The sequence below is a fragment of the Actinomadura xylanilytica genome (assembly GCF_030283145.1).
Taxonomy (GTDB): Bacteria; Actinomycetota; Actinomycetes; order Streptosporangiales; family Streptosporangiaceae; genus Spirillospora; species Spirillospora xylanilytica.
On the sequence record NZ_JASNWE010000005.1, the window covers coordinates 1 to 20848 of the forward strand.

The 20848-nt window shown below is 74.3% G+C and carries 19 protein-coding genes and 2 tRNA genes; 10 read left to right on the forward strand and 11 right to left on the reverse strand.

Going from position 1 to position 20848, the window contains the following annotated elements; genetic code table 11:
• The first annotated feature begins 183 nt into the window (after positions 1 to 183).
• Positions 184 to 765: a hypothetical protein gene (locus tag QP090_RS29775; protein WP_285942833.1), complete on the forward strand. Its 582-nt coding sequence runs from the start codon at positions 184 to 186 to the stop codon at positions 763 to 765.
• Here the strand turns inward: QP090_RS29775 and QP090_RS37575 are convergent.
• Entirely contained in the window at positions 734 to 1075 is a 342-nt protein-coding gene (locus tag QP090_RS37575) for an SDR family oxidoreductase (protein WP_349666520.1), read from the reverse strand. The genes QP090_RS29775 and QP090_RS37575 overlap by 32 nt on opposite strands.
• A 38-nt stretch (positions 1076 to 1113) precedes the next feature.
• Between QP090_RS37575 and QP090_RS29785 the strand changes: the two genes are divergently transcribed.
• On the forward strand, positions 1114 to 2991 hold the full coding sequence (locus tag QP090_RS29785; RefSeq protein ID WP_285942834.1) for a CASTOR/POLLUX-related putative ion channel: 1878 nt from the start codon (positions 1114 to 1116) through the stop codon (positions 2989 to 2991).
• Between the two features lie 36 nt (positions 2992 to 3027).
• Here QP090_RS29785 and QP090_RS29790 read toward each other — a convergent pair whose 3' ends face one another.
• The gene (locus tag QP090_RS29790; RefSeq protein WP_285942835.1) at positions 3028 to 3663 is read right to left on the reverse strand and encodes a hypothetical protein; all 636 of its coding nucleotides are present in this window, start codon (positions 3661 to 3663) and stop codon (positions 3028 to 3030) included.
• Between the two features lie 118 nt (positions 3664 to 3781).
• A complete protein-coding gene (locus QP090_RS29795; RefSeq protein ID WP_285942836.1) occupies positions 3782 to 4996 on the reverse strand; it encodes a PucR family transcriptional regulator in 1215 nt (404 codons plus the stop codon).
• A gap of 139 nt (positions 4997 to 5135) precedes the next feature.
• Between QP090_RS29795 and ligA the strand changes: the two genes are divergently transcribed.
• Positions 5136 to 7337, forward strand: coding sequence for an NAD-dependent DNA ligase LigA (gene ligA, locus QP090_RS29800; RefSeq protein WP_285942837.1), 2202 nt, complete (start codon positions 5136 to 5138; stop codon positions 7335 to 7337).
• 61 nt (positions 7338 to 7398) lie between these two features.
• Here ligA and QP090_RS29805 read toward each other — a convergent pair whose 3' ends face one another.
• On the reverse strand, positions 7399 to 8634 hold the full coding sequence (locus QP090_RS29805; RefSeq protein WP_285942838.1) for an MFS transporter: 1236 nt from the start codon (positions 8632 to 8634) through the stop codon (positions 7399 to 7401).
• A 77-nt stretch (positions 8635 to 8711) separates the two neighbouring features.
• On the opposite strand from QP090_RS29805, the gene QP090_RS29810 reads away from it, so the two are divergent.
• From QP090_RS29810 to QP090_RS29820, 3 genes are all read left to right on the forward strand, one after another.
• The gene (locus QP090_RS29810; RefSeq protein WP_285942839.1) at positions 8712 to 9260 is read left to right on the forward strand and encodes a CGNR zinc finger domain-containing protein; all 549 of its coding nucleotides are present in this window, start codon (positions 8712 to 8714) and stop codon (positions 9258 to 9260) included.
• Positions 9261 to 9324: 64 nt separating this feature from the next.
• A tRNA-Gln gene (locus tag QP090_RS29815) sits at positions 9325 to 9395 on the forward strand.
• 22 nt (positions 9396 to 9417) lie between these two features.
• A tRNA-Thr gene (locus tag QP090_RS29820) sits at positions 9418 to 9491 on the forward strand.
• Between the two features lie 78 nt (positions 9492 to 9569).
• Here the strand turns inward: QP090_RS29820 and QP090_RS29825 are convergent.
• Both QP090_RS29825 and QP090_RS29830 read right to left on the reverse strand, forming a co-directional pair.
• Positions 9570 to 10025 carry a protein kinase family protein gene (locus QP090_RS29825; RefSeq protein WP_285942840.1) on the reverse strand — a complete coding sequence of 152 codons (456 nt, stop codon included), beginning with the start codon at positions 10023 to 10025 and terminating at the stop codon, positions 9570 to 9572.
• A 107-nt stretch (positions 10026 to 10132) separates the two neighbouring features.
• A complete protein-coding gene (locus tag QP090_RS29830; protein ID WP_285943819.1) occupies positions 10133 to 11044 on the reverse strand; it encodes a LysR family transcriptional regulator in 912 nt (303 codons plus the stop codon).
• Positions 11045 to 11124: 80 nt separating this feature from the next.
• Here QP090_RS29830 and QP090_RS29835 point away from each other — a divergent pair, with 80 nt between their 5' ends.
• The gene (locus QP090_RS29835) at positions 11125 to 12138 is read left to right on the forward strand and encodes a DMT family transporter (protein WP_285942841.1); all 1014 of its coding nucleotides are present in this window, start codon (positions 11125 to 11127) and stop codon (positions 12136 to 12138) included.
• Here QP090_RS29835 and QP090_RS29840 read toward each other — a convergent pair.
• The 5 genes from QP090_RS29840 to QP090_RS29860 form a co-directional block, all read right to left on the reverse strand.
• Positions 12066 to 13166, reverse strand: coding sequence for a carboxylate-amine ligase (locus tag QP090_RS29840; protein WP_285942842.1), 1101 nt, complete (start codon positions 13164 to 13166; stop codon positions 12066 to 12068). The genes QP090_RS29835 and QP090_RS29840 overlap by 73 nt on opposite strands.
• A 321-nt stretch (positions 13167 to 13487) precedes the next feature.
• Positions 13488 to 13913, reverse strand: coding sequence for an ester cyclase (locus QP090_RS29845; RefSeq protein ID WP_285942843.1), 426 nt, complete (start codon positions 13911 to 13913; stop codon positions 13488 to 13490).
• Between the two features lie 31 nt (positions 13914 to 13944).
• Positions 13945 to 14127 (reverse strand): hypothetical protein, encoded by a 183-nt coding sequence (locus tag QP090_RS29850; RefSeq protein ID WP_285943820.1) that lies wholly within the window; start codon positions 14125 to 14127, stop codon positions 13945 to 13947.
• Positions 14127 to 14336 (reverse strand): HGxxPAAW family protein, encoded by a 210-nt coding sequence (locus tag QP090_RS29855; RefSeq protein WP_285942844.1) that lies wholly within the window; start codon positions 14334 to 14336, stop codon positions 14127 to 14129. The genes QP090_RS29850 and QP090_RS29855 overlap by 1 nt, the downstream gene beginning before the upstream one ends.
• A gap of 138 nt (positions 14337 to 14474) precedes the next feature.
• Positions 14475 to 15653, reverse strand: coding sequence for an acyl-CoA dehydrogenase family protein (locus QP090_RS29860; RefSeq protein WP_285942845.1), 1179 nt, complete (start codon positions 15651 to 15653; stop codon positions 14475 to 14477).
• A 137-nt stretch (positions 15654 to 15790) separates the two neighbouring features.
• On the opposite strand from QP090_RS29860, the gene QP090_RS29865 reads away from it, so the two are divergent.
• The 3 genes from QP090_RS29865 to meaB are packed head-to-tail and all read left to right on the forward strand — an operon-like array spanning position 15791 to position 20795.
• On the forward strand, positions 15791 to 17608 hold the full coding sequence (locus tag QP090_RS29865; RefSeq protein ID WP_285942846.1) for a methylmalonyl-CoA mutase subunit beta: 1818 nt from the start codon (positions 15791 to 15793) through the stop codon (positions 17606 to 17608).
• Positions 17608 to 19821: a methylmalonyl-CoA mutase gene (gene scpA / locus QP090_RS29870; protein ID WP_285942847.1), complete on the forward strand. Its 2214-nt coding sequence runs from the start codon at positions 17608 to 17610 to the stop codon at positions 19819 to 19821. Before QP090_RS29865 ends, scpA begins: the two co-directional genes overlap by 1 nt.
• Complete coding sequence (gene meaB / locus QP090_RS29875; protein ID WP_285942848.1) at positions 19818 to 20795, forward strand: methylmalonyl Co-A mutase-associated GTPase MeaB; 978 nt, start codon at positions 19818 to 19820, stop codon at positions 20793 to 20795. Before scpA ends, meaB begins: the two co-directional genes overlap by 4 nt.
• Positions 20796 to 20848: the final 53 nt, after the last annotated feature.

Sequence of the window (20848 nt, forward strand, 5' to 3'; positions counted from 1 at the left end):
TTGTACAACGAGGTCCGGTCCGGGCAGATCGTGATCGTGGGTGTCGAGGGTGAGGGCGAGAACGCCAAGTTCACCTTCAAGGGTGTTCCCAAGCCCGACAGCGTCCCCGACAGCCCGCCGCCCGCGGCGGGGATCACCTCTGCCTGACCCGGTGGCGGCCCGCCTCAGAGGGAGGTCCGCACGGTGAACGGGCAGCGCGCGTTCTGGACCGACGACCGGTACGACCGGGAGCGCGCCCGCGGCGGCGCGGGCCGCTACGCCGAGCGGCTGCGCGACAACGTCGGCGAGTTCGGCGCGGCGTGGGGCGACATCGCGCCGGTCGAGTTCGCCTGCGCCGCGTGGCGGGTGGCGACGCCGCCGCTCACCTCGCCCGGGTACGTGCGCTGGCACCGCCGGGTCCTGTCCGCGACGTGCGTGCGCAACACCTGGGACGGCTCGCTGACCGCGCGGGTGCGGCTGGTCTCGCCGCCGCCGGCCCCGCTCACCGTGTCCCGGACCTGGTGGCGCGACCGGGGCTGGCAGGGCTGGCCCGAGGTCTTCGGCCAGTTCGTCGAGCCGGCCGAGCAGGACCTCGCCAAGGCTCCGCACCTGCGGGCGTCCCTGGAGATGGACGCCCCGGTGCCGCTCGGCCGGCTCCCGGCCGCCCCGGACGGCCTCGACGGCACCCTGGAGGAGACCGCGCACCGGGCCCTGGTCGTCCTGGTCGGGGAGCTGAACGAGCTGCTCGCGCCGATCATCGCCCAGTTGGAGCGCCCGCCGTCCTGAACGGCGGGGTGGCGGTCGGGCCGGGCGCGACCGCGTTCACGGTGACGCCCCGGCCGCGCATCTCGCGGGCCAGGATCAGCGTGAGTGACTCCGCGGCGCCCTTGGCCGCCGCGGACGCGCCGTCCCCGGGCAGCGCCAGGCCGATCACCGAGCCGGAGACGTCGACGAGGACTCTCGGCGAGGTCGAATTCTCCGTCGAGACCTTCAGCCCTCCCGCGGACGCGCACCGTCCGAGCACCTCCGGCAGGAGGCGGTGCGTCTCGGCCTCGGCCGATCTCGGTGAAGCCCGTCCGGAAGAATTACTACTCATGTAATAATTCGATTCCGATCGACCCGGGGGAGGTCCGCTTGGCGCGGGTCAGCAGACGCGAACGGCTCCGCTACTGGTTCGACAACACCATGGCGAAGGGCACGCCCGCGCTGATCGGCTGGCTGGCGCTCGCGTCCGGTGCGCTGATCCTGGTGGTGGCCACGCTCGCGGTGGTGATCACGCCGCACGACGCCGACGAGAACGGGCACTGGCCCGGCGTGGTCTGGCGGAGCCTGCTGCGCACCCTGGACCCCGGGACGATGGGCGGCGACGAGGGCACCGCGCCGTTCCTCGGCCTGATGCTCACCTCGACGATCGGCGGGATCTTCATCGTCAGCGCCCTGATCGGCGTGCTCACCACCGGGCTCGAGGGGAAGATCGCCGAGCTGCGCAAGGGCCGCTCGCGGATCGTCGAGCGCGACCACACCGTGGTGCTCGGCTGGTCCGACCAGGTGTTCACCGTCATCGCCGAGCTGGTGGAGGCCAACCAGAGCGAGCGCCGGTCCTGCGTCGCGATCCTGGCCGACCACGACAAGGTCGACATGGAGGAGGTGATCAGGTCCCGGGTCGGCGACACCGGCCGCACCCGGGTGGTGTGCCGTCGCGGCAACCCGCTCAAGGTCGCCGACCTCGAGCTGGTCAGCCCCGGCACGGCCCGCTCGGTGATGGTGCTCTCACCGCCGGTCGAGGACGCCGACAACCACGTGATCAAGGTGCTGCTGTCCCTCGGCGCCCGCCGCTGGGAGGGCCGCCGTCCGCACGTGGTCGCGGCCGTGCACGACTCGGCCAACCTGCGCGCCGCGCGGCTGGCCGGCGGCCCCGCCGCGCACGTGATCGACGCCGACGACATTGCGATCCAGCTCATCGTGCAGTCGCACCGCCAGGCCGGGCTGTCCACCGTCTGCACCGACCTGCTCAACTACGAGGGCCACGAGTTCTACATGCGCCCCGAGCCGGCGCTGACCGGGCGCACCTACGGGGAGTCGCTGAGCGCCTACGAGCTCGGCATCCCGGTCGGGCTGCGCCGCGCCGACGGCACGGTCGCGGTCAACCCGCCCGGCGACACGGTGATCCGCGCCGACGACGAGATGATCCTGCTGGCCGAGGACGATCTGATCATCAAGCTGGCCGGGTCCCGGCGCGCGCCGATCGTGGAGGAGGCGATCACCGGCGCGAAGCCGACCCGGCCCGAGCCCGGCCGCACCCTGCTGCTCGGCTGGAACCAGCGGGCCCCGAAGATCGTCCGGCTGCTGGACGAGTTCGTCGAGCCCGGCTCGGCGCTGACCGTCGCCGCGCAGTGCGCCGACCCGTGCGAGGCGCTTGGCGGGCTGGCCAACCTCAAGCTCGACTTCACCCGGTGCGACCCCACCGACCGGACCCGGCTCGAGGCCCTGGACGTCGGCTCCTACCAGCACGTCATCGTGCTCGGCCAGGCCGGGCACGACCCCCAGCACGCCGACGCCCGCACCCTGGTCACGCTGCTGCACCTGCGCGACATGGAGGAGAGCCTCGGCGACCCCTACTCCATCGTCAGCGAGATCAACGACGACGCCAACCGCGAGGTCGCGCAGGTCACCAAGGCCGACGACTTCGTGGTCAGCGACAAGCTGATCAGCCTGATGCTGACCCAGCTCAGCGAGAACCGGCACCTGTACGACGTGTTCGCCGACCTGCTCGACCCCGAGGGCTCGGAGATCTACCTCAAGCCGGCCGCCGCCTACCTGCGTCCGGGCGCCACGGCCAACTTCGCCACCGTCATCGCGGCGGCGGCGCGGCGCGGCGAGACCGCGCTCGGCTACCGCCTGCGCGACCGGTTCCACGAGCCGCCCGACTACGGGGTGGTGCTGAACCCGGGCAAGGCCGTCCCGCTCAGCCTCACCGCCGACGACCGGGTGATCGTCCTCGCTGAGGACTGACCGCGGCGGGCCCGCGGGTGCCGGGGCCGGGGCCGGTCAGCGGCCCGGGTCACCCGCTGACGCGAGGAGGGACCTGGCCTCGTCCGTCAGGGTGCCGTGCGGATGCTCCCGGTCGGCCTCGGTGAGGAACCCCTTCTCGCGCGCCGTCCGGACCCAGTTCGCCGTGGCGGTCCAGCCCGACCCGCACGCGGTCGCGATCTGCTGGACCGGGTTGGGGTACTGGAGGTCGACGTACCAGGAGTGGACGGCCGCGACGGTCGCGAAGAACCGGTCAGAACGGCCTCTGCGGCCTGGCCGGGGGTCGCTGCCCAGTACGTCCCGGATGAAGGCGGTCAGCTCCTCCACGGCCTTCCTGGAGTCGGAGAAGCCCTCCTCCGACTCCTGTGCCGAGCGCTGGAGCCGGCGCACCTCCTCGGTCGCCTGGGCGAGCGGGACGGACCGCAGCACGGTGCTGTTGATGCCGCGGCTGATCCGGCCGGGGTCGCCGCCGGGGTTGGCCTCGATGGTGATCTCCGCCGGCCCGCCGCCCGCGTCCGCGGGCCACCACATCAGGGCCCGCCAGTCGCCGAGGTCGAGCGTGCGCCGGATGCCGCCGCGCGGCTCGGTCGCCGGGGCGTCCCGGCCTTCCGGGGGGCCGGTGTGCGGGCCGGGCCCGGCACCTCGATCAGTCATGTCCCAGTCCTCGTCGCAGGCGTGCACGGTGATCGGGACTCACCGCCGGTGACCGCCCAGGGGGGTGCGCGTTGAGAGATACTATTACACCAGTAGTAGAGATGGCGCGGCGGCCCGCTCAGCCGTCCGAGCGCTCGACCAGGTGCTGCCAGCTGTGCAGTAGGAGCAGGATCTCCAGATGCCGGTCGGGGTCGTTCAGATCCTGGGTGAACAGCTCTTCCAGACCGGCCAGCCGGTAGCGCACGGTCTGCTTGTGGACGTTCAGGTGCTGCGCCGCCGCCGCCGCGTTGCGCCCGTTCTGGAGGTAGGCGAGCAGCGTCGGGACGAGCCGCTCCCGCTGGCTCGGCGTGAGGTCCATCAGGGGCGCCAGGCGCTGCGGCAGCGCCGACTCGATCAGGTCGAGACCGGCCGAGGCGATCAGCGTCGGCAGGTGGTCCAGGCAGCGCACCACGCCGGTCGCGCGGATCCGCCCCGCCTCGGCCAGCTCCAGCGCCTGCCGGGCCCAGCGCAGCGACACGGGCCCGCGCGACAGGTCGACGGTCGGCCCGATCGCGGCCGGGACGGCGCCGAGCCCGGCGAGCAGGTGCCGCTGCCCGGGACCGTCCGGATCGGGGACGACGAGCGACGGGGCCTGGCCGCGCCAGTCGGCCAGCACGGTCGGGGGCAGCAGCGGCGGCGGGACGTCGCCCTGGCTCCGCACGGCCACCACGGCGATCGTGCTCGGCGTGTCCCACCCGGCCGACCGCGCCAGCCGGGTGAGCTCCACCCGGTCGACGAGCCCGTCGCCGGTCAGCAAGGCGTGCAGCCGGGCGCGCAGCTGCTCGCGCTGGATCTCGGGCCGGTCGCCCGCGCGCGCGTAGCCCTCGGCGGCGGCCTCGGAGATCGCCTCCAGATAGGCGAACAGCGACTCGGTGAGCCGGCCCAGCGTCTCGTGCGACCAGTTCAGCCGGGTCGCGTCCTTGGTGAAGCGGCGGGCGGCGACCTGGCCGCACAGCCGCGTCGCCGTCTGGAGGCTCTGGAGGCTGCGGCCCTTGCGCGCCTCGTACGCGCCGATCTCGGCGTAGATCTCGCGCACCGGGCCCCATGACGCGTCTGGGCTGGTGAGCAGCACCAGGAAGTCGGACACGGCGCGGCTCACGGCCCGCCACATCTTGCGCCCGTAGTTGCTGTCGATCGGGCGCGCGTACTCAGGGATGCGCTGCTGGATCCACTCGATCATCTCGCGGGCGACGGTGTCGATGTGTGGGATCAGGGGGTCGACCACGGCGGCCGGCAGCGTCCCCCACGGAACGCCCGGAACCTCCGTGACGCCGAATCCTGACCGTTCGCTCAAGGTCGCCTCCCTGGCCTGCATCCCAAGGGAACTACTGGGAAGTAACCCCTTGGTGATATCCAACTCCCCGAGACAACGTCAAGCTCCGGCGCCGGACCGGCCCCCCGGAAATGTCCGAGGGACGGTGCAGGATGAGGGCATGAGCGAAGCCCCTGCCCTCACTGAGATCGGCGATCAGGCCGCGTACGCCGCCGCCGTGGAGGCCGCCGTCGCGGCGTCCGCCGCCTACTACGGCGAGGGCGACTCGCCGATCGACGACGACGCGTTCGACCGGCTGGTGCGGGGCATCGCCGCCTACGAGCAGGCCCACCCCGGCGACGTCCTGCCGGGCAGCCCGACCGGCAAGGTCGCCGGGGGCGCGGTGGTGGGCGACGTGCCGCACACCGTCCCGATGCTGAGCCTCGACAACGTCTTCTCCGCCGAGGGGCTGGCGGGGTGGGCGGCCGGGCTGGAGCGCCGCCTCGGCCGTCCGGTGGGGGCCTGGAGCGTGGAGCCCAAGCTGGACGGTCTGGCGATCTCGGCCCGCTACCGCGACGGCGCGCTGGTCCAGCTGGTGACCCGGGGCGACGGCGTCGCGGGCGAGGACGTCTCGCACGGGATGGGCATGATCGCCGGGCTGCCCGCGCGGCTCGCCGAGCCGGTGACCGTCGAGCTGCGCGGCGAGGTGCTGATGACCCGCGAGCAGTTCGAGGCGGCCAACGCCGCGCGCACCGGGGCGGGCGGCGCGGCGTTCGCCAACCCGCGCAGCGCGGCGGCCGGGTCGCTGCGGGCCCGCGACCGCGCCTACCAGGTCGAAATGACCTTCTTCGCCTACGGCGCCCTCCCCCTTCCGGACGACACCGGCACGGGCGCGGACGGCGGCACGGGTGCCGAGATGGGCACGGGCACGGGTGCCGAGGCGGGCACGGGTACGGGCGCGGAGCTGGCGGGACGGCTGCGGGAGCTGCCGCACAGCCGGGTCATGGAGCTGGTCGCCGGGCTCGGCGCGAGCACCAGCGCGGGCACGCCGGTCGCAGCGGTCACCCGTGCCGACCTCGCCGGGATCCAGGCGCGGGTGGAGGAGATCGCCGCGCTCCGCGCCGAGCTGGAGTTCGGCATCGACGGCATCGTGATCAAGGCCGACGCCGCCGCCGACCAGGCCGAGGCCGGGTTCTCCTCGCGGTCGCCCCGGTGGGCGATCGCCTACAAGCTGCCCGCGGTCGAGAAGATCACTCGGCTGGTCGGGGTGGAGTGGAACGTCGGCCGCACCGGGATCATCGCGCCGCGCGCGGTGCTCGAGCCGGTCGAGGTGGACGGCTCGGTGATCACCTACGCGACGCTGCACAACGCCGCCGACATCGGCCGCCGTGACCTGCGGATCGGCGACCACGTCACGGTCTACAAGGCCGGCGACGTGATCCCGCGGGTCGAGGCGCCGGTGGCGCACCTGCGGACGGGCTCGGAGACGCCGATCCCGATCCCCGAGGTGTGCCCGCGCTGCGGCGACGCGATCGACGCGTCCCAGCAGCGGTGGCGGTGCGTCCGGGGCCGCTCGTGCCACGCCATCGCCTCGGTCCGCTACGCCGTCGGCCGCGACCAGCTCGACATCGAGGGGCTCGGCGAGAACCGCATCGACCAGATGGTGGTGGCCGGGCTGATCGCCGACTTCGCCGACCTGTTCGCGTTGACCCGCGAGGGGCTGCTGGGCCTGGAGCGGATGGGGGAGACCAGCACCGACAACCTGCTGGCCGCGATCGAGGCGGCCAAGGCCAAGCCGCTCAACAAGGTCTTCTGCGCGCTCGGCGTGCGCGGCACCGGGCGGTCGATGTCGCGGCGCATCGCCCGGCACTTCGCCACGATGGAGGCCATCCGCGGCGCGGACGACGAGGCGTTCCAGCAGGTCGACGGGGTCGGCCCCGAGCGCGCCGCCGTGCTGGTCGCCGAGATCGCCGAGCTGGCCCCGCTGATCGACAAGCTGGTCGCCGCCGGGGTCGGCATGACCGAGCCGGGCGCGACCGGCCCCGCGGCACCACCAGCGGGCGGCGGCACGGACGCGGAGCCCGGCGCCACGGGCGGTACGACGGACGGCACCACGGGCGGCGACGCGGCGGCCCTCCCGCTGGCGGGCCTGTCGATCGTGGTCACTGGGACCATGACCGGCCCGCTCGCCGACCTGTCCCGCAACCAGGTCAACGAGCTCATCGAGCGCGCGGGCGGCAAGGCGTCCTCCTCGGTGTCGGCCCGCACCGCGCTGCTGGTGGCCGGCGAGAAGGCCGGCTCCAAGAAGGCCAAGGCCGACAAGCTCGGCATCGACGTCGCCACCCCGGAGGAGTTCGCCGCCAAGGTCGCCGACTTCCTGTGACCGCCGGTCGCGCCGCCGCCGGGCGGGCCTCCGGGTGGGCCGGCGGTACGGCGGTGCGGGCTCATGACGCCTTCCGGGCGGGGTCCGGCGGCGCCGGTACCGCAGGGCCCGGCGCCGCCCGGACGGTCCGGCGCTCCGCGCGGGCGGCGGCGTAGAGCGCCGCCGCGGCGAGCTGCACGGCGGCGACGGCCAGCAGCAGGAGCGCGGGGTCGAGCCCGGCGCCCGCCCCGGCCAGCGCCGCGCCGGAGGCCGCCGCGGTGATCTTCAGCCCGGCGCCCAGGGTGAAGACCTGCGTCCGCGCGCCCTCCGGCGCGTGGCCCGCCCTGATCTGCAGGGTGGCGGCGAGCAGCGGCCCGTCGGCCAGCCCGGCCACCGCGAACAGGGCGACGCCCGCGCCGAACCAGGGCACCAGCGCCGCCGCGCCGAGCGCCGCCCCGGTGCCGAGCAGGCTGAGACCGGCCATCCGCTGCGCGGGCAGCGGCGGCAGGCGGGCGACCGCGAGGGCGCCGACGAGCGCCCCGACGGCGAAGGCCGTCATCAGGACGCCGCCGCCGCCGAGGTGCCCGCGGTCCGCCGCGAGGAGGACCGCGGTGCTGGTCAGGGCGCCCACGCCGAGGTGCCCGAGACAGGTGGCGGCGGTGATCGCCCGGAGCTCGCGGACGCGCCATACGGCGGCGAGCCCGGCCAGCAGGTCGGCGCGCAGCGGCTGCCGGGCACCGTCCTGGACGGGCGTGTGCCGCAGCGGCAGGGCGGTGCTCAGCAGCGCCGCGCACCCGGCGGCCCCCGCGAGCAGCCCGGTGGCCGCACCGGGCGTCAGAAGGCCGGCCGCGACGCTCACGACGGCGGGCCCGGCGACCGAGGCGGCGTTGTAGCCCGCCGCGTCCAGCGCGTACGCCCGGTCGCGGTCCTTCGCCCCGGGCGCCAGCACGGGCACCAGACTGGACAGCCCGCCCGAGACGATCGGCCCGCAGGTGCCGCCCGCCAGCGCGACGGCGAGCGTCACGCCCGCGGGCGCCCGGCCCATGAGCAGCCCGACCGCCGCGATCGCCAGGGCGAACCCGCCGAGCGCGCACAGGTAGAACAGGCGGGGCCTGCGCACCCGGGCGGCGAGGCCGCCGGTCAGGGGCGCGGCGAGCACGTGCGGCGCCATCCACGCGGTGAGCGTGAACGCGCCCTGCGCGGCGTCCCCGGTGCGCTCGACGGCGAGCAGGACCACTGCGACCGCCATGCCCTCCTCGGCCAGCCGGGCCGGGAACGAGGTGGCGAGGTACAGCCGCAGGCCGGTGGCGGGGCGCACGCGCCCTCCCTTCTGTAACGTCTTAGGAGAAAAAGACGTTACAGTAGTGCGGGCGACCACGGGAGAGGAGGACGGCGATGACCGAACAGGGGTTCCGCCCGGCCGTCCGGCTGATCGAGCTGGCCAACGCCGTCCGCGCCGACCCGGGCCTCGGCCGCGACGCGCTGGCCGCGCTGCTCCTGCGGCACGGGGAGACCCTGGCCGACGTGGCCGGGGAGGCGTTCACCGAGGCGGACGCCGGAAGCCTGCGCGCCGCGCTCGTCCGCCTCACCGGCGTCCTCACCGAGACCGACCCGGACCGGGCCGCCATGGCCCTCAACGCGCTCCTCGCCGAGTCCGGGGCCCGCCCGCGGCTGTCCCGCCACGACGGGCACGCCTGGCACCTGCACGTCGACCGGGGCGACGACGCGGGCTGGGCCGACTGGCTCCTCGCCTCCAGCGCCCTCGCGCTCGCGCAGATCATCAGCGAGACGGGCCGTCCGGCGTGGGGCGAGTGCGCGGCCACCGGCTGCGCCCGGCTCTACCTGGGCACCGGCCCCGGGACGGCGCGCCGGTTCTGCTCCTCCGCCTGCGCGTCCCGCGAGCGCGTCGCGGCCCACCGCCGCCGGAAGCGCGCCGGGTGCTGAACACCGCCGGAAAACCCTTTGCCCGCCGTCCGGATTCGCGGTTCACTCAGGGAGCGCAAGCCGATGGGGAATGGTGCAACGGCAGCACACCGCGTTCTGGCCGCGGCGATCCAGGTTCGAATCCTGGTTCCTCAGCAAGGCCCTTTCAAGGGTTATCGCCTTCGTAGCTCAGACGGCCAGAGCATCCCTCTCGTAAAGGGAAGGCCGCCGGTTCGATTCCGGCCGAGGGCTCAGCCCGGCCGCGGCGATCCCGAGGAATGAGAAGGACGACGGCCTCGGAATCCCGGTCCTTCGCGGGCCGGGCCCGGTCTAGCGGTGGTGGCAGCCCCGGTGGTGATGGCAGTGGCGGAGCCGGCCGAGTTCCTCCATGACCAGGCCGGCGCCGATGCCCACCAGCCAGAAGTCCTTGGCCAGCGGGATGCCCTGCGGGGTGGGGCGCAGGCCGCCCTCCTCACGCATGCCCGGGAGCCGCAGGTAGAGCCCGGTCAGGCCGCCGGCGAAGGCGGTGAGCGCGGCGCCCGCCACCAGCGAGGGCACGGCCGGGATGAGCAGCGCCGCGCCGAGCGCGACCTCCGCCCGGCCGACCCGCCGGGTGAACGCCACGGGCTCCTGGTCCTGCATGAACGGGTAGGCGCCCGAGGCCATGCCGTGGACCCCGGCCGCGGTCTCGTCGCCCGCCTTGAGCTTCGAGAGCCCCGAGTTCAGCATGAAGGCGCCCACGATGAGCCTTGACGGAAGCTGGTGAGCGCGGATCGGAAACCGCATCGTTCCCCACATCGGTCGACGGAGACGGGCTTAGACGTCATTCCCGGCGGGGCCCCTCGCCATCTTGAAGGGAGCGTCAAGGTTGGGTGTTCCCCGTTTCGCCGCGGTCAGCCCGCGTGCGCCTCGCCCGTCATCCGCTCGGCGACCGACTTGAGCGCCTCGACGCAGGCGCCGACGGCCGGGCTCGCGGCGCCGGCGCGCCACGCGGCGTACACCTTGCGCCGCACCACCGGCCGGGTGCCGAGGATGCGGACCCCCGCCGGGACCGGGTCGCGGCCCAGCCGGGGGAGCAGTGCGGCGGCCAGCCCGGCGGCGACGAACGCCAGCTGGGTGGAGTAGTCGGCGACGCGGCACGCGAAGACCGGCTCGACGTGGTGCTCCCGCAGCGTCTGGACGAGCTGCTCCTCGCACCGGGTGCCCGCGCTCCAGCTCGCCCAGGCCGTGCCGCCGAGCTCGCCGAGGTCGGCCGCGCGGCGCCGGGCGAGGGGGTGCCCGGCCGGCAGCGCCAGGTCGATCACATCGGAGAACAGCAGCGTGTGCGACACCGCGCCGGGGATCGGCGTGGGCAGGGTGTCCCAGCTCTCCACCACCGCGACGTCGAGATCGCCGCGGACGAGGGCGGGCAGGACGCATTCGGCCTCGCCGTCCAGCGTGGGGGTCAGGCCCGGGTACCGGTCGCGCAGCACGGTGAGCGCGGGCGGCAGCACGGCCCGCGCGGCGGTCATGAACGCCCCGAGCCGGACCGGGCCGACGATCTCCTCCCGCAGCCCGTCCAGGTCGGCGCGGGCGGCCGAGAGCTGCTCGAGGACGCGGGCGGCGTGCTCGGCCAGCACGTGCCCGGCCCGGGTGAGGCGCACCCCGCGGCCCTGCGGCTCCAGCAGCCGGTGCCCGGTCTCGCGTTCGAGCTTGGCGAGCTGCTGCGACACCCCGGACGGGGTCACGTGCAGGGCGTCGGCCGCGCCTGCGACCGAGCCGTGCACGGAGACCGCGTGCAGGGCCCGGAGCCGGTCGAGATTCATGGTCACGGTAGCGATGCTACCTGGTTCTACTGACGAACATTCGCTTGTTCTAATGAATGGGATCCGGCAGCCTGGACCGCATGGAACGGATCGACCCTCGCATTCTCCTGGTCGCCGGGGCGGCGTGCCTATCGGTTTCGGCGATCTTCGTCAGCCTCTCCGGCGTCTCCGCCGGAACCGCGGCGCTCTTCCGCTGCGCGCTGGCGCTGCCGGTGCTCCTGCCGCTGTTCCTGTGGGAGCGGCGACGGTCCGAGCGGGGCCGCCGGCACGGGGCCGACCTGCTCGCCGGCCTGCTGCTCGGCGCGGACCTGGTGCTGTGGGGCGCGTCCATCACGCTCGTGGGCGCGGGCATCGCGACGGTGCTGGTGAACGTTCAGGTGATCGTCCTGCCGCTGCTGGCGCTGGCCGCGTTCGGGGAGCGTCCGTCGAGGCGGTTCGTGCTCGCCGTCCCGATCATGCTCGGCGGCGTCGCGCTCGCCGGCGGCCTCGCCGGCGCCGGCGCCGGGGGGACCGACCCCGCCCGCGGCCTGCTGTACGGGGCGGGCGCGGGCGTGATGTACGCCGGGTACCTGTTCCTGACGCGCTTGGCCGGGCGGGACGGGGGCCGCCGCTTCTCCCCGGTGTTCATGTCCACCCTCACGGCGGGCGCCGTCTCGGTAGTCATCGGGGTGCCGTGGAACGGCGTGGACCTCACCCCCGGGTGGGCGCCGTTCGGCTGGCTGGCGGCGCTGGCGATGAGCGGCCAGGTCTGCGGGTGGCTGCTCATCGGCGCCGGGCTCTCCCGGGTGCGGGCCGAGACCGGCGGGACGCTGCTGCTGCTCCAGCCGATCCTGGCCGTCCTGTTCGGCGTCGTCCTCCTCGGCGAGCGGCCGACGCCGTGGCAGATCGCGGGCTGCGCCCTGGTCGTCGCGGCCGTCCGGCTGACCGGCGGGCGGCGGCGGACCCGGTCCCCGGCCCTGCCGAGGCCGCCGGCCACTGCGCCGGCCACTGCGCCCGCCAACGTGTCCGCCAACGTGCCGGATCAGCCGCGGGCGGGCAGCCCGGCGAGCACGGCCGAGTCGACCACGTCGGTCAGCCGTCCCCGCCTGCGGTAGACGGCGCGCTGCCGGTCGGCGCCCGTCCCTCCCGCCAGCAGGTCGCGCACGCCCCCGGCGGTGCGGTCGAGGTCGCCGCTGTCCCGGAGCGCGGGCAGCACGTGCGCCAGCAGTTCGGCGGTGAGCGCGGGGAACGGCACCGGCCGTCCGGTGGAGGTGTCGATCCCGTCGCCGGACAGTCCGTTGCGGGCGGCGAGCCAGTAGGCGGCCCGCAGCAGCTCCGGGGACGGGTTGGGCGCCGTCTCGCCCGCCTCGACGGCGGTGAGGGACACCTGCACCAGCGCCCTGATGAGCGAGGCGAACAGCGCCGCCTCGTCGGTGGTCAGCGCCACGTCGGCCAGCCGGACCTCGATGGTGGGCAGCCGCGCGGACGGCCGCACGTCCCAGAAGATCGTGCCGGTGTCCATCAGGGCCCCGCAGCCGAGCAGGGTCCCCACCAGCTCCTCGTAGTGGCCGAGCGACTCGAAGTAGGGCGGGGGGCCGGCGACCGGCCAGCGCGCCCACGTCATCACCCGCCAGCAGGCGTGCCCGGTGTCGCGGCCCGCCCAGTAGGGCGAGTTGGCCGCGAGGGCGAGCAGGGTCGGCAGCCAGGGCCGCAGATGGTTGCTCACCTGGACGGCGCGGGCGCGGTCGGGCATCTCGACGTGCACGTGGCAGGAGCAGATGCACTGCTCGTCGTCCAGCGCCCGGTAGGTCGCCAGGCTCTCGGCGTAACGCGGGCCGGCGCAGATCGGCGCCGGGACCAGGTCGCCCAGTACCGGCGTGCCGGTCGCGGCGAGCCGCACCCCCTCGGCCGCCGCCGCGGACGCCATCGCCGCCCGCATCGCGCGGATCTGCTCGCGGAGCTTGTCGAGGTCGTCGCAGGGCGGGGTCTTGGCCTCGGCGAGGAAGGTGACAAGCTCGGTCGAGGCGCGCTCCCCGAGCGTCTCCGCCGCGCGCCGCACCACGTCGGTGGCGCGGGGGACGACCTCGCGGGAGCCGGGATCGATGACGAAGTACTCTTCTTCGATGCCGAATCTGAGGGCCATCCCACCACCTCGGGTCGGGGACGGAGGCGGCCACGCGATGACGACGTTACGCGGCGGAGGACCGGTTCGCACCGGCCGAGTCCGGCCGCGGACCCGGGGACGGCACCGAGCCGCTGGTCAGGGCACCGCCGACGGGGCCCGAAGTCCCGAAGACGGGCATCGTGGCAGGAGATCTTCAAGAACCGCGTTTACCGGGCCCGGTCAGGGACCAGAGCCGAACACGTACATTCCTGGACTGTCCGGCTGCGTCCGGGCGGGGGTCTCCACGTCTCGGACCGCCGGGGGCACGGTCCGTCGGGAGACCGGGCGATCCGATGGCACTCAGTCCGCCTGCGGCCACTGCCAGCCGAGTTGGAGGAAGAGGCCGAGGCGGTCACTGACCGCCCGCATCTCGCTGATCCTTCCCCCGGCGAGGGTGAAGATCCAGATCGCCTCGTTCTCGAAGCTCCGGCCGGTCGGCTCCGGCATGCGCGGATGGGCGCCACCGTGCACACCGCGCTGGGTGATCCGGGCGACCACCCGGTCGCCCTCGCCGATCAGCTCGTCCACGTGAACGGTGAGCGGGTCGAACGCGGCCAGTTGCTGCCGCAGACCGTCGAACGCGGCTCCCGGCTCGTCGGCCTCACCATGGATGATCTTGTTGTGGTCGACGACATCGTGCGCCACGAACTGGGGCAGGTCCTTCAACCGGCGGGTGCTCAGCGCCTCGAAGAAGCCCAGGACCGCCTTCTTGTTGTCGTCCGTCACGCGGCCATACCTCTGTCTGATCTGATGACGGTCAGGGACCGGAGTCGAAGAAGTACATGGAGAGCGCGATCAGGTGGGTGACCACGACCACGCCGAACCCGAAGAAGAAGAGCGCCTTGGCCGGGCCGTGCTCGAAGGTGGTGCCGCGCTTGAGCGGGCCGCGCTCGCGCTGGCGCTGCGCGATGCGCTCTTCCAGGGGCGGCCGGTTGAACATCACTGCCTCGGATCGTCGACGATGACGTCGCTCATGATGTCGACCGCGAACGCGACCACGCCGCCGAGCACGATGACACCCGCACCCGCCCAGAACATCGGCCAGCTCGGGCCGATGCAGAGCGCGACGCCGCCGATGATGAACCCGACGGCGATCACGACCACGGCGACCCACGACTTCGGCCGTCCCGCGTGGCTGCCACTCGACATGCGTCTTCCCTCTTACCCTCGTTCCGGCGTTGTGCCTGAAACCTAGCATCGACCTTCGCATGGGGCGTTCCGGGGTACCTCTTGACGCGGGCGCGGCGCGCGCCCGCGCGCGGGCACGCCGGACGCGGGCGCCGGGGATCACACGAAGGCCCCCATCCCGGTCGCGGCGCGGCCGACGATCAAGGTGTTGATCTCCCGGGTGCCCTCGTAGGAGTACAGGGCCTCGGCGTCGGCGACGTACCGGCCGATGCCGTAGTCCAGCACGATCCCGTTGCCCGCCATGAGCTCGCGGCCCCAGCCGACCGTCTCGCGCATCCGGGTGGTGCAGTACGCCTTGGCGAGCGCGGAGTGCTCGTCGCGGTACTGGCCCTCGTCCTGGAGCTGCGCGAGGCGCACCACCATGCCGAGCGAGGCGGTGGCGTCGCCGAGCATCTTCACCAGCAGGTCCTGGACGAGCTGGAACCTGGCGATCGGGCGGCCGAACTGCTCCCGCTCCACCGCGTAGTCGCGGGCGATCTCGTAGGCGGCCAGCATGACCCCGACGGCCTGCCAGGCGACGCCGCCGCGGGTCTGGCGCAGGATGGCCGCGGTGTCGCGGAAGCCTTCGGCGCGGGCGAGCCGGTTCTCCTCCGGGACGCGGCAGTCCGCCAGGACCAGGTCGGCGTTCTGGACGGTGCGCAGCGCGATCTTGTGCTCGATCCGGGTGGCGCTGAGGCCGGGCGTGCCCGCCTCCACCACGAACCCCTTGACCCGGTCGTCGGCCTCGTCCCGGGCCCACACCACGATCAGGTCGGCGAACGTGCCGTTGCCGATCCAGCGCTTGGCGCCGTTCAGCACCCAGTGGTCGCCGTCCCGGCGGGCGGTGGTGCGCAGGCCGAGCGCCACGTCCGAGCCGCCGGCGGGCTCGGTGAGCGCGAACGCGCCGATCCGCTCCATCCGGCCCATCGAGGGCAGCCACCGCTCGCGCTGCTCCGCCGACCCGCAGCGGGCCACGCTGCCCATCGCCAGGCCGGTGTGCACGCCGAAGAACGTCGACATCGAGGGGTCGGCGCGGGCCATCTCCAGCGCGAGGAATCCGGTGAGCAGGTTGCTCGGCGTCTCTCCCGGGCACTCGTCGTAGGCCAGCCCGGCGATCTCCAGCTCGCCGAACCCGGCGATCACGCCGAAGGGGAACTCGGCCCGGGCCCAGCAGTCGTCGGCGATGGGGGCGATCTCGGCCTTCAGGAACGCGCGCACGCGGCCGAGGATCTCCTGCTCACGGGCACCGAGCAGGTCCTGCATGTGATAAAGGTCACCGGGAATCGGGTCAAGGTCCATGGGCTCCCCTTTCCCGTCGAGACGGAGGTGAACCACCGTCCGCCGGCCCTGCCGGAGACCCCGCGCGGGCCATGGACCGCCTGGTCAGGGGACCCCGGTTCCGGGCGTCCCGTACGCGCTCGCTTACGATCCAGGACATGACGGTGCCGCCTGAAGAACTCGAATTGGCCGCCGCCTTCCCCCCGGCCGAGCGGGACCGGTGGCGGGAGATGGTGAAGGGGGTGCTGCGCAAATCCGGCGCGGCCACCGACGACACCCCTCTGGAGGAGGTCGAGGGCCTGCTGGCCGGCGCGTCGTACGACGGCGTCCCGATCCCGGCGCTCTCCACCGCCGGGGACGCCCCGCCGGGACGGCCCGGCCTCGCGCCGTACGTGCGCGAGGTGCGGCCCGACGGCGAGGGCCTGGCCGGCTGGGACGTCCGGCAGCGGCACGCGCACCCCGACCCGGCGGTGACCCGCGAGGCGATCCTCGCCGACCTGGAGAACGGGGCCACCTCGGTGTGGCTCGCGCTCGGCGACGCCGGGCTGCCGGTGCGGGCCCTGCCCGAGGCGCTGCGCGGCGTCCACCTCGACCTCGCGCCCGTCGTGCTCGACGCCGGCGCGCTGACCGCCGAGGCCGCCGAGGCGTTCCTCGCGCTGGTCACCGAGCGCGGGAACGCCGCGGAGGCGGCCGGGAACCTCGGCGCCGACCCCCTCGGCCTGGCCGCCCGGACGGGCACGGCCGTGCCGCTGGAGCCCGCCGCCGCGCTGGCCGTCCGGTGCGCCCGCGAGTTCCCGGGACTGCGCGCCGTCACCGTCGACGCCACCGTCCACCACGACGCGGGCGGCGGCGACGCCGAGGAGCTCGGCGGCGCGGTCGCGGCCGGGGTCGCCTACCTGCGGGCGCTCACCGGGGCCGGGCTGACCGTCGAGGAGGCGTTCGCGCAGATCGAGTTCCGGCTCGCGGTGAACGCCGACCAGTTCCTGTCCATCGCCAAGCTCCGCGCGGCGCGGCGGCTGTGGGCGCGGGTCGCCGGCGTGAGCGGCGCCGAGGGCGCCGAGGCGCGGATCCACGCGGTGACCTCGTCGGCGATGATGACCCGCCGCGACCCCTGGGTGAACATGCTGCGCACCACCGTCGCGACCTTCGCGGCCGGCGTGGGCGGGGCCGACGCGGTCACCGTCCAGCCGTTCGACGCCCGGCTCGGGCTGCCGGACGACTCCGCCCGCCGGATCGCCCGCAACACCCAGACGCTGCTGCTGGAGGAGTCGAGCCTCGCCCGCGTGGTCGACCCGGCCGGCGGCTCCTGGTACGTCGAGCGCCTCAGCGAGGACCTCGCGCAGGCCGCCTGGGACTGGTTCACCGAGATCGAGGGCGCCGGCGGCCTGGCCGAGGCCCTCGGCTCCGGGCTCGTCGGGGGGCGCCTCGCCGAGACGTGGGCGCGGCGCCGCACCGACATCGCCCGCCGCAAGGCGCCGCTGACCGGCGTCAGCGAGTTCCCCAACCTCGCCGAGACGCTGCCCGAGCGCGACCCCGCCCCGCGGGCCCCGGGCGGCGGCCTGCCCGTCGTCCGGTACGCGCAGGACTTCGAGGCGCTCCGCGACCGCTCGGACGCGCACGAGGCGGACACCGGGACCCGCCCCAGGGTCTTCCTCGCCACCCTCGGCCCGATCGCCGCGCACACCGCGCGCGCCTCGTTCGCCGCGAACCTGTTCCAGGCGGGCGGGATCGAGACGGTCGGCGGGCCGCCCGAGGAGTTCGCGGCGTCCGGCGCGGCCGTCGCCTGCCTGTGCTCCGGCGACAGGATCTACGAGGAGGGGGCCGCGAGCGCCGCCCGCACCCTCAAGGACGCGGGCGCCGCACGGGTGTGGCTCGCGGGCAGGGGTTCCTACGATGGAGTGGACGGACACGTCTTCGCCGGATGCGACGCGATCGCGGTGCTGGAGACCACCCTCGGCGACCTGGGAGTGAACTGATGATCCCCGACTTCTCCGAGATCGGCCTCGGACCGGCGGCCCCCGCGGACGAGGCCGCCAAGCGGTGGCGCGCCGCCGTCACCGAGACGACCGGCAAGGACCCCGACGCGCTGACCTGGGACACCCCCGAGGGCATCGGCGTCCGCCCCCTCTACACCGGCGACGACCTGGCCGGGCTCGACTTCCTCGGCACCTACCCGGGCATCGCCCCGTACCTGCGCGGCCCCTACCCCGCCATGTACGCCACCCAGCCGTGGACGATCCGGCAGTACGCCGGGTTCTCCACCGCCGAGGAGTCCAACGCCTTCTACCGCCGCAACCTCGCCGCCGGGCAGAAGGGCCTGTCGGTCGCGTTCGACCTGGCCACCCACCGCGGCTACGACTCCGACCACCCGCGCGTGGCGGGCGACGTCGGGATGGCCGGCGTGGCGATCGACTCGATCTACGACATGCGGCAGCTCTTCGACGGCATCCCGCTCGACCGGATGAGCGTGTCGATGACCATGAACGGCGCGGTGCTGCCCGTCCTCGCGCTCTACATCGCCGCCGCGCAGGAGCAGGGCGTCGAGCCCGAGCGGCTCGCCGGGACCATCCAGAACGACATCCTCAAGGAGTTCATGGTCCGCAACACCTACATCTACCCGCCGGCGCCGTCGATGCGGATCATCTCCGACATCTTCGCGTTCACCTCGCAGCGGATGCCCAAGTACAACTCGATCTCGATCTCCGGGTACCACATCCAGGAGGCCGGGGCCACCGCCGACCTGGAGCTGGCCTACACCCTCGCCGACGGCGTGGAGTACATCCGGGCCGGACGCGAGGCGGGCCTCGACATCGACGCGTTCGCGCCGCGGCTGTCGTTCTTCTGGGCGATCGGCATGAACTTCTTCATGGAGGTCGCCAAGCTCCGCGCCGCCCGGCTGCTGTGGGCCAAGCTGGTCAGGCAGTTCGACCCGCAGAACGCCAAGTCGCTGTCGCTGCGCACCCACTCGCAGACCTCCGGCTGGTCGCTGACCGCCCAGGACGTCTTCAACAACGTGGCGCGCACCTGCATCGAGGCCATGGCCGCGACCCAGGGGCACACCCAGTCGCTGCACACCAACGCGCTGGACGAGGCCCTCGCCCTGCCGACCGATTTCTCGGCCCGCATCGCCCGGAACACCCAGCTGCTGCTCCAGCAGGAGTCGGGCACCACCCGCGCGATCGACCCGTGGGGCGGCAGCAACTACGTCGAGCGGCTCACCTACGACCTGGCCCGCCGCGCCTGGGCGCACATCGGCGAGGTCGAGGAGGCCGGCGGGATGGCCAAGGCCATCGACGAGGGGCTGCCCAAGCTGCGCATCGAGGAGGCCGCCGCCCGCACGCAGGCGCGCATCGACTCCGGCCGGCAGCCGGTCATCGGCGTCAACAAGTACCGCCCGGACGCCCCCGAGAACATCGACGTCCTCAAGGTGGACAACGCCTCGGTCCGCGCCCAGCAGATCGACAAGCTGCGCCGGCTCCGCGAGGAGCGCGACGAGAACGCGACCGCCGCCGCCCTCGGCGCGCTCACCCGGGCCGCCGAGGACGCCGAGAAGGGGACCCGCGCGCCCGGCCTCGACCAGAACCTGCTCGCGCTCGCCATCACCGCGGCCAGGGCCAAGGCCACCGTCGGCGAGATCTCCGACGCGCTGGAGCGGTCGTACGGGCGGCACGCCGCGCAGATCCGTACCATCTCCGGGGTGTACCGGGAGGAGGCGGGCAGGATGTCGGCGATCGAGAAGGCCCGCGCGGCGACCGCCGCGTTCGAGGCGGCCGAGGGGCGGCGGCCCCGCATCCTGGTCGCCAAGATGGGCCAGGACGGCCACGACCGGGGCCAGAAGGTGATCGCCACCGGCTTCGCCGACCTCGGCTTCGACGTCGACGTCGGCCCGCTGTTCCAGACCCCCGGCGAGGTCGCCCGGCAGGCCGTCGAGGCCGACGTGCACGTGGTCGGCGTCAACTCGCTCGCCGCCGGGCACCTCACCCTGGTGCCGGCGCTCCGCGCCGAGCTGGCCGGGCTGGGCCGCGACGACATCATGATCGTCGTCGGCGGGGTGATCCCGCCGCAGGACTTCGACGAGCTGCACGCCGCCGGCGCCGCCGCGATCTTCCCGCCCGGCACCGTCCTGGCCGACGCCGCCCTCGGCCTCCTCCACGACCTGGCCCGGGGCCTGGGCCACTCCGCCGCGTGAGCAAGGGACTCGACGACTACGTCAAGGGGGTCCTGGACGGGTCGCGCGCGTGGATCGCGCGCGCGATCACGCTGGTGGAGTCGTCCCGGCCCGACCACCGGGAGCTGGCGCAGCGGCTGCTGGTCGAGCTGACCCCGCACGCCGGCGGCGCCCGCCGGGTCGGGATCACCGGCGTGCCCGGGGTCGGCAAGTCCACCTTCGTCGACGCGCTCGGCAGCGACCTCACCGCGGCCGGGCACCGGGTGGCGGTGCTGGCCGTCGATCCGTCCTCGACGCGCAGCGGCGGCAGCATCCTGGGCGACAAGACGCGCATGCAGCGCCTGGCCGTCGACCCGGACGCGTTCATCCGGCCGTCGCCCACCGCGGGCACGCTCGGCGGCGTCGCCAAGGCCACCCGCGAGGCGATGGTGGTCATGGAGGCCGCCGGGTACGACGTGGTGCTGGTCGAGACGGTGGGGGTGGGGCAGTCCGAGACGACCGTCGCCGAGATGGTCGACTCGTTCCTGTTCCTCACCCTCGCCCGGACCGGCGACCAGCTCCAGGGCATCAAGAAGGGCGTCCTGGAGCTGGCCGACGTGATCGCGGTCAACAAGGCCGACGGGCCGCACGAGATGGACGCCCGGAAGGCCGCCCGGGAGCTGGCCGGGGCGCTGCGGATGCTGCGGAGCGACGAGCGCGTCCACGACACCCCCGTGCTGACGTGCAGCGCCCTGGAGAACACCGGGCTCGACACCGTCTGGCGGCACCTGGTCGAGCACCAGGACCGGCTCCGGGAGTCGGGCGAGCTGGAGGCGCGGCGGCGCCGGCAGCAGGTCGGGTGGACGTGGGCGATGGTCCGCGACCGCCTGCTGACCGAGCTGCGCGAGCATCCGGCGGTGCGCGACCTCGCCCCGGGGCTGGAGGCGGAGGTGGCCGGCGGGACGCTGCCTCCGGCGCTCGCCGCCGAGCGCATCCTGAACGCCTTCTCCCGCTGACCGGGAGGCCGCCGGTTTCCCGGCCACGGGTTGCCCGGGGTGGCCTTCGGCGC

Coding starts and splice junctions, on each gene's coding strand:
- QP090_RS29835 (WP_285942841.1), top strand. CDS start 11,125: ATGGAACGGATCGACCCTCGCATTCTCCTGGTCGCCGGGGCGGCGTGC.
- QP090_RS29840 (WP_285942842.1), bottom strand. CDS start 13,166: ATGGCCCTCAGATTCGGCATCGAAGAAGAGTACTTCGTCATCGATCCC.
- QP090_RS29855 (WP_285942844.1), bottom strand. CDS start 14,336: ATGTCGAGTGGCAGCCACGCGGGACGGCCGAAGTCGTGGGTCGCCGTG.
- QP090_RS29810 (WP_285942839.1), top strand. CDS start 8,712: ATGACCGAACAGGGGTTCCGCCCGGCCGTCCGGCTGATCGAGCTGGCC.
- QP090_RS29825 (WP_285942840.1), bottom strand. CDS start 10,025: ATGCGGTTTCCGATCCGCGCTCACCAGCTTCCGTCAAGGCTCATCGTG.
- scpA (WP_285942847.1), top strand. CDS start 17,608: ATGATCCCCGACTTCTCCGAGATCGGCCTCGGACCGGCGGCCCCCGCG.
- QP090_RS29865 (WP_285942846.1), top strand. CDS start 15,791: ATGACGGTGCCGCCTGAAGAACTCGAATTGGCCGCCGCCTTCCCCCCG.
- QP090_RS29860 (WP_285942845.1), bottom strand. CDS start 15,653: ATGGACCTTGACCCGATTCCCGGTGACCTTTATCACATGCAGGACCTG.
- QP090_RS29790 (WP_285942835.1), bottom strand. CDS start 3,663: ATGACTGATCGAGGTGCCGGGCCCGGCCCGCACACCGGCCCCCCGGAA.
- ligA (WP_285942837.1), top strand. CDS start 5,136: ATGAGCGAAGCCCCTGCCCTCACTGAGATCGGCGATCAGGCCGCGTAC.
- QP090_RS37575 (WP_349666520.1), bottom strand. CDS start 1,075: ATGAGTAGTAATTCTTCCGGACGGGCTTCACCGAGATCGGCCGAGGCC.
- QP090_RS29830 (WP_285943819.1), bottom strand. CDS start 11,044: ATGAATCTCGACCGGCTCCGGGCCCTGCACGCGGTCTCCGTGCACGGC.
- QP090_RS29850 (WP_285943820.1), bottom strand. CDS start 14,127: ATGTTCAACCGGCCGCCCCTGGAAGAGCGCATCGCGCAGCGCCAGCGC.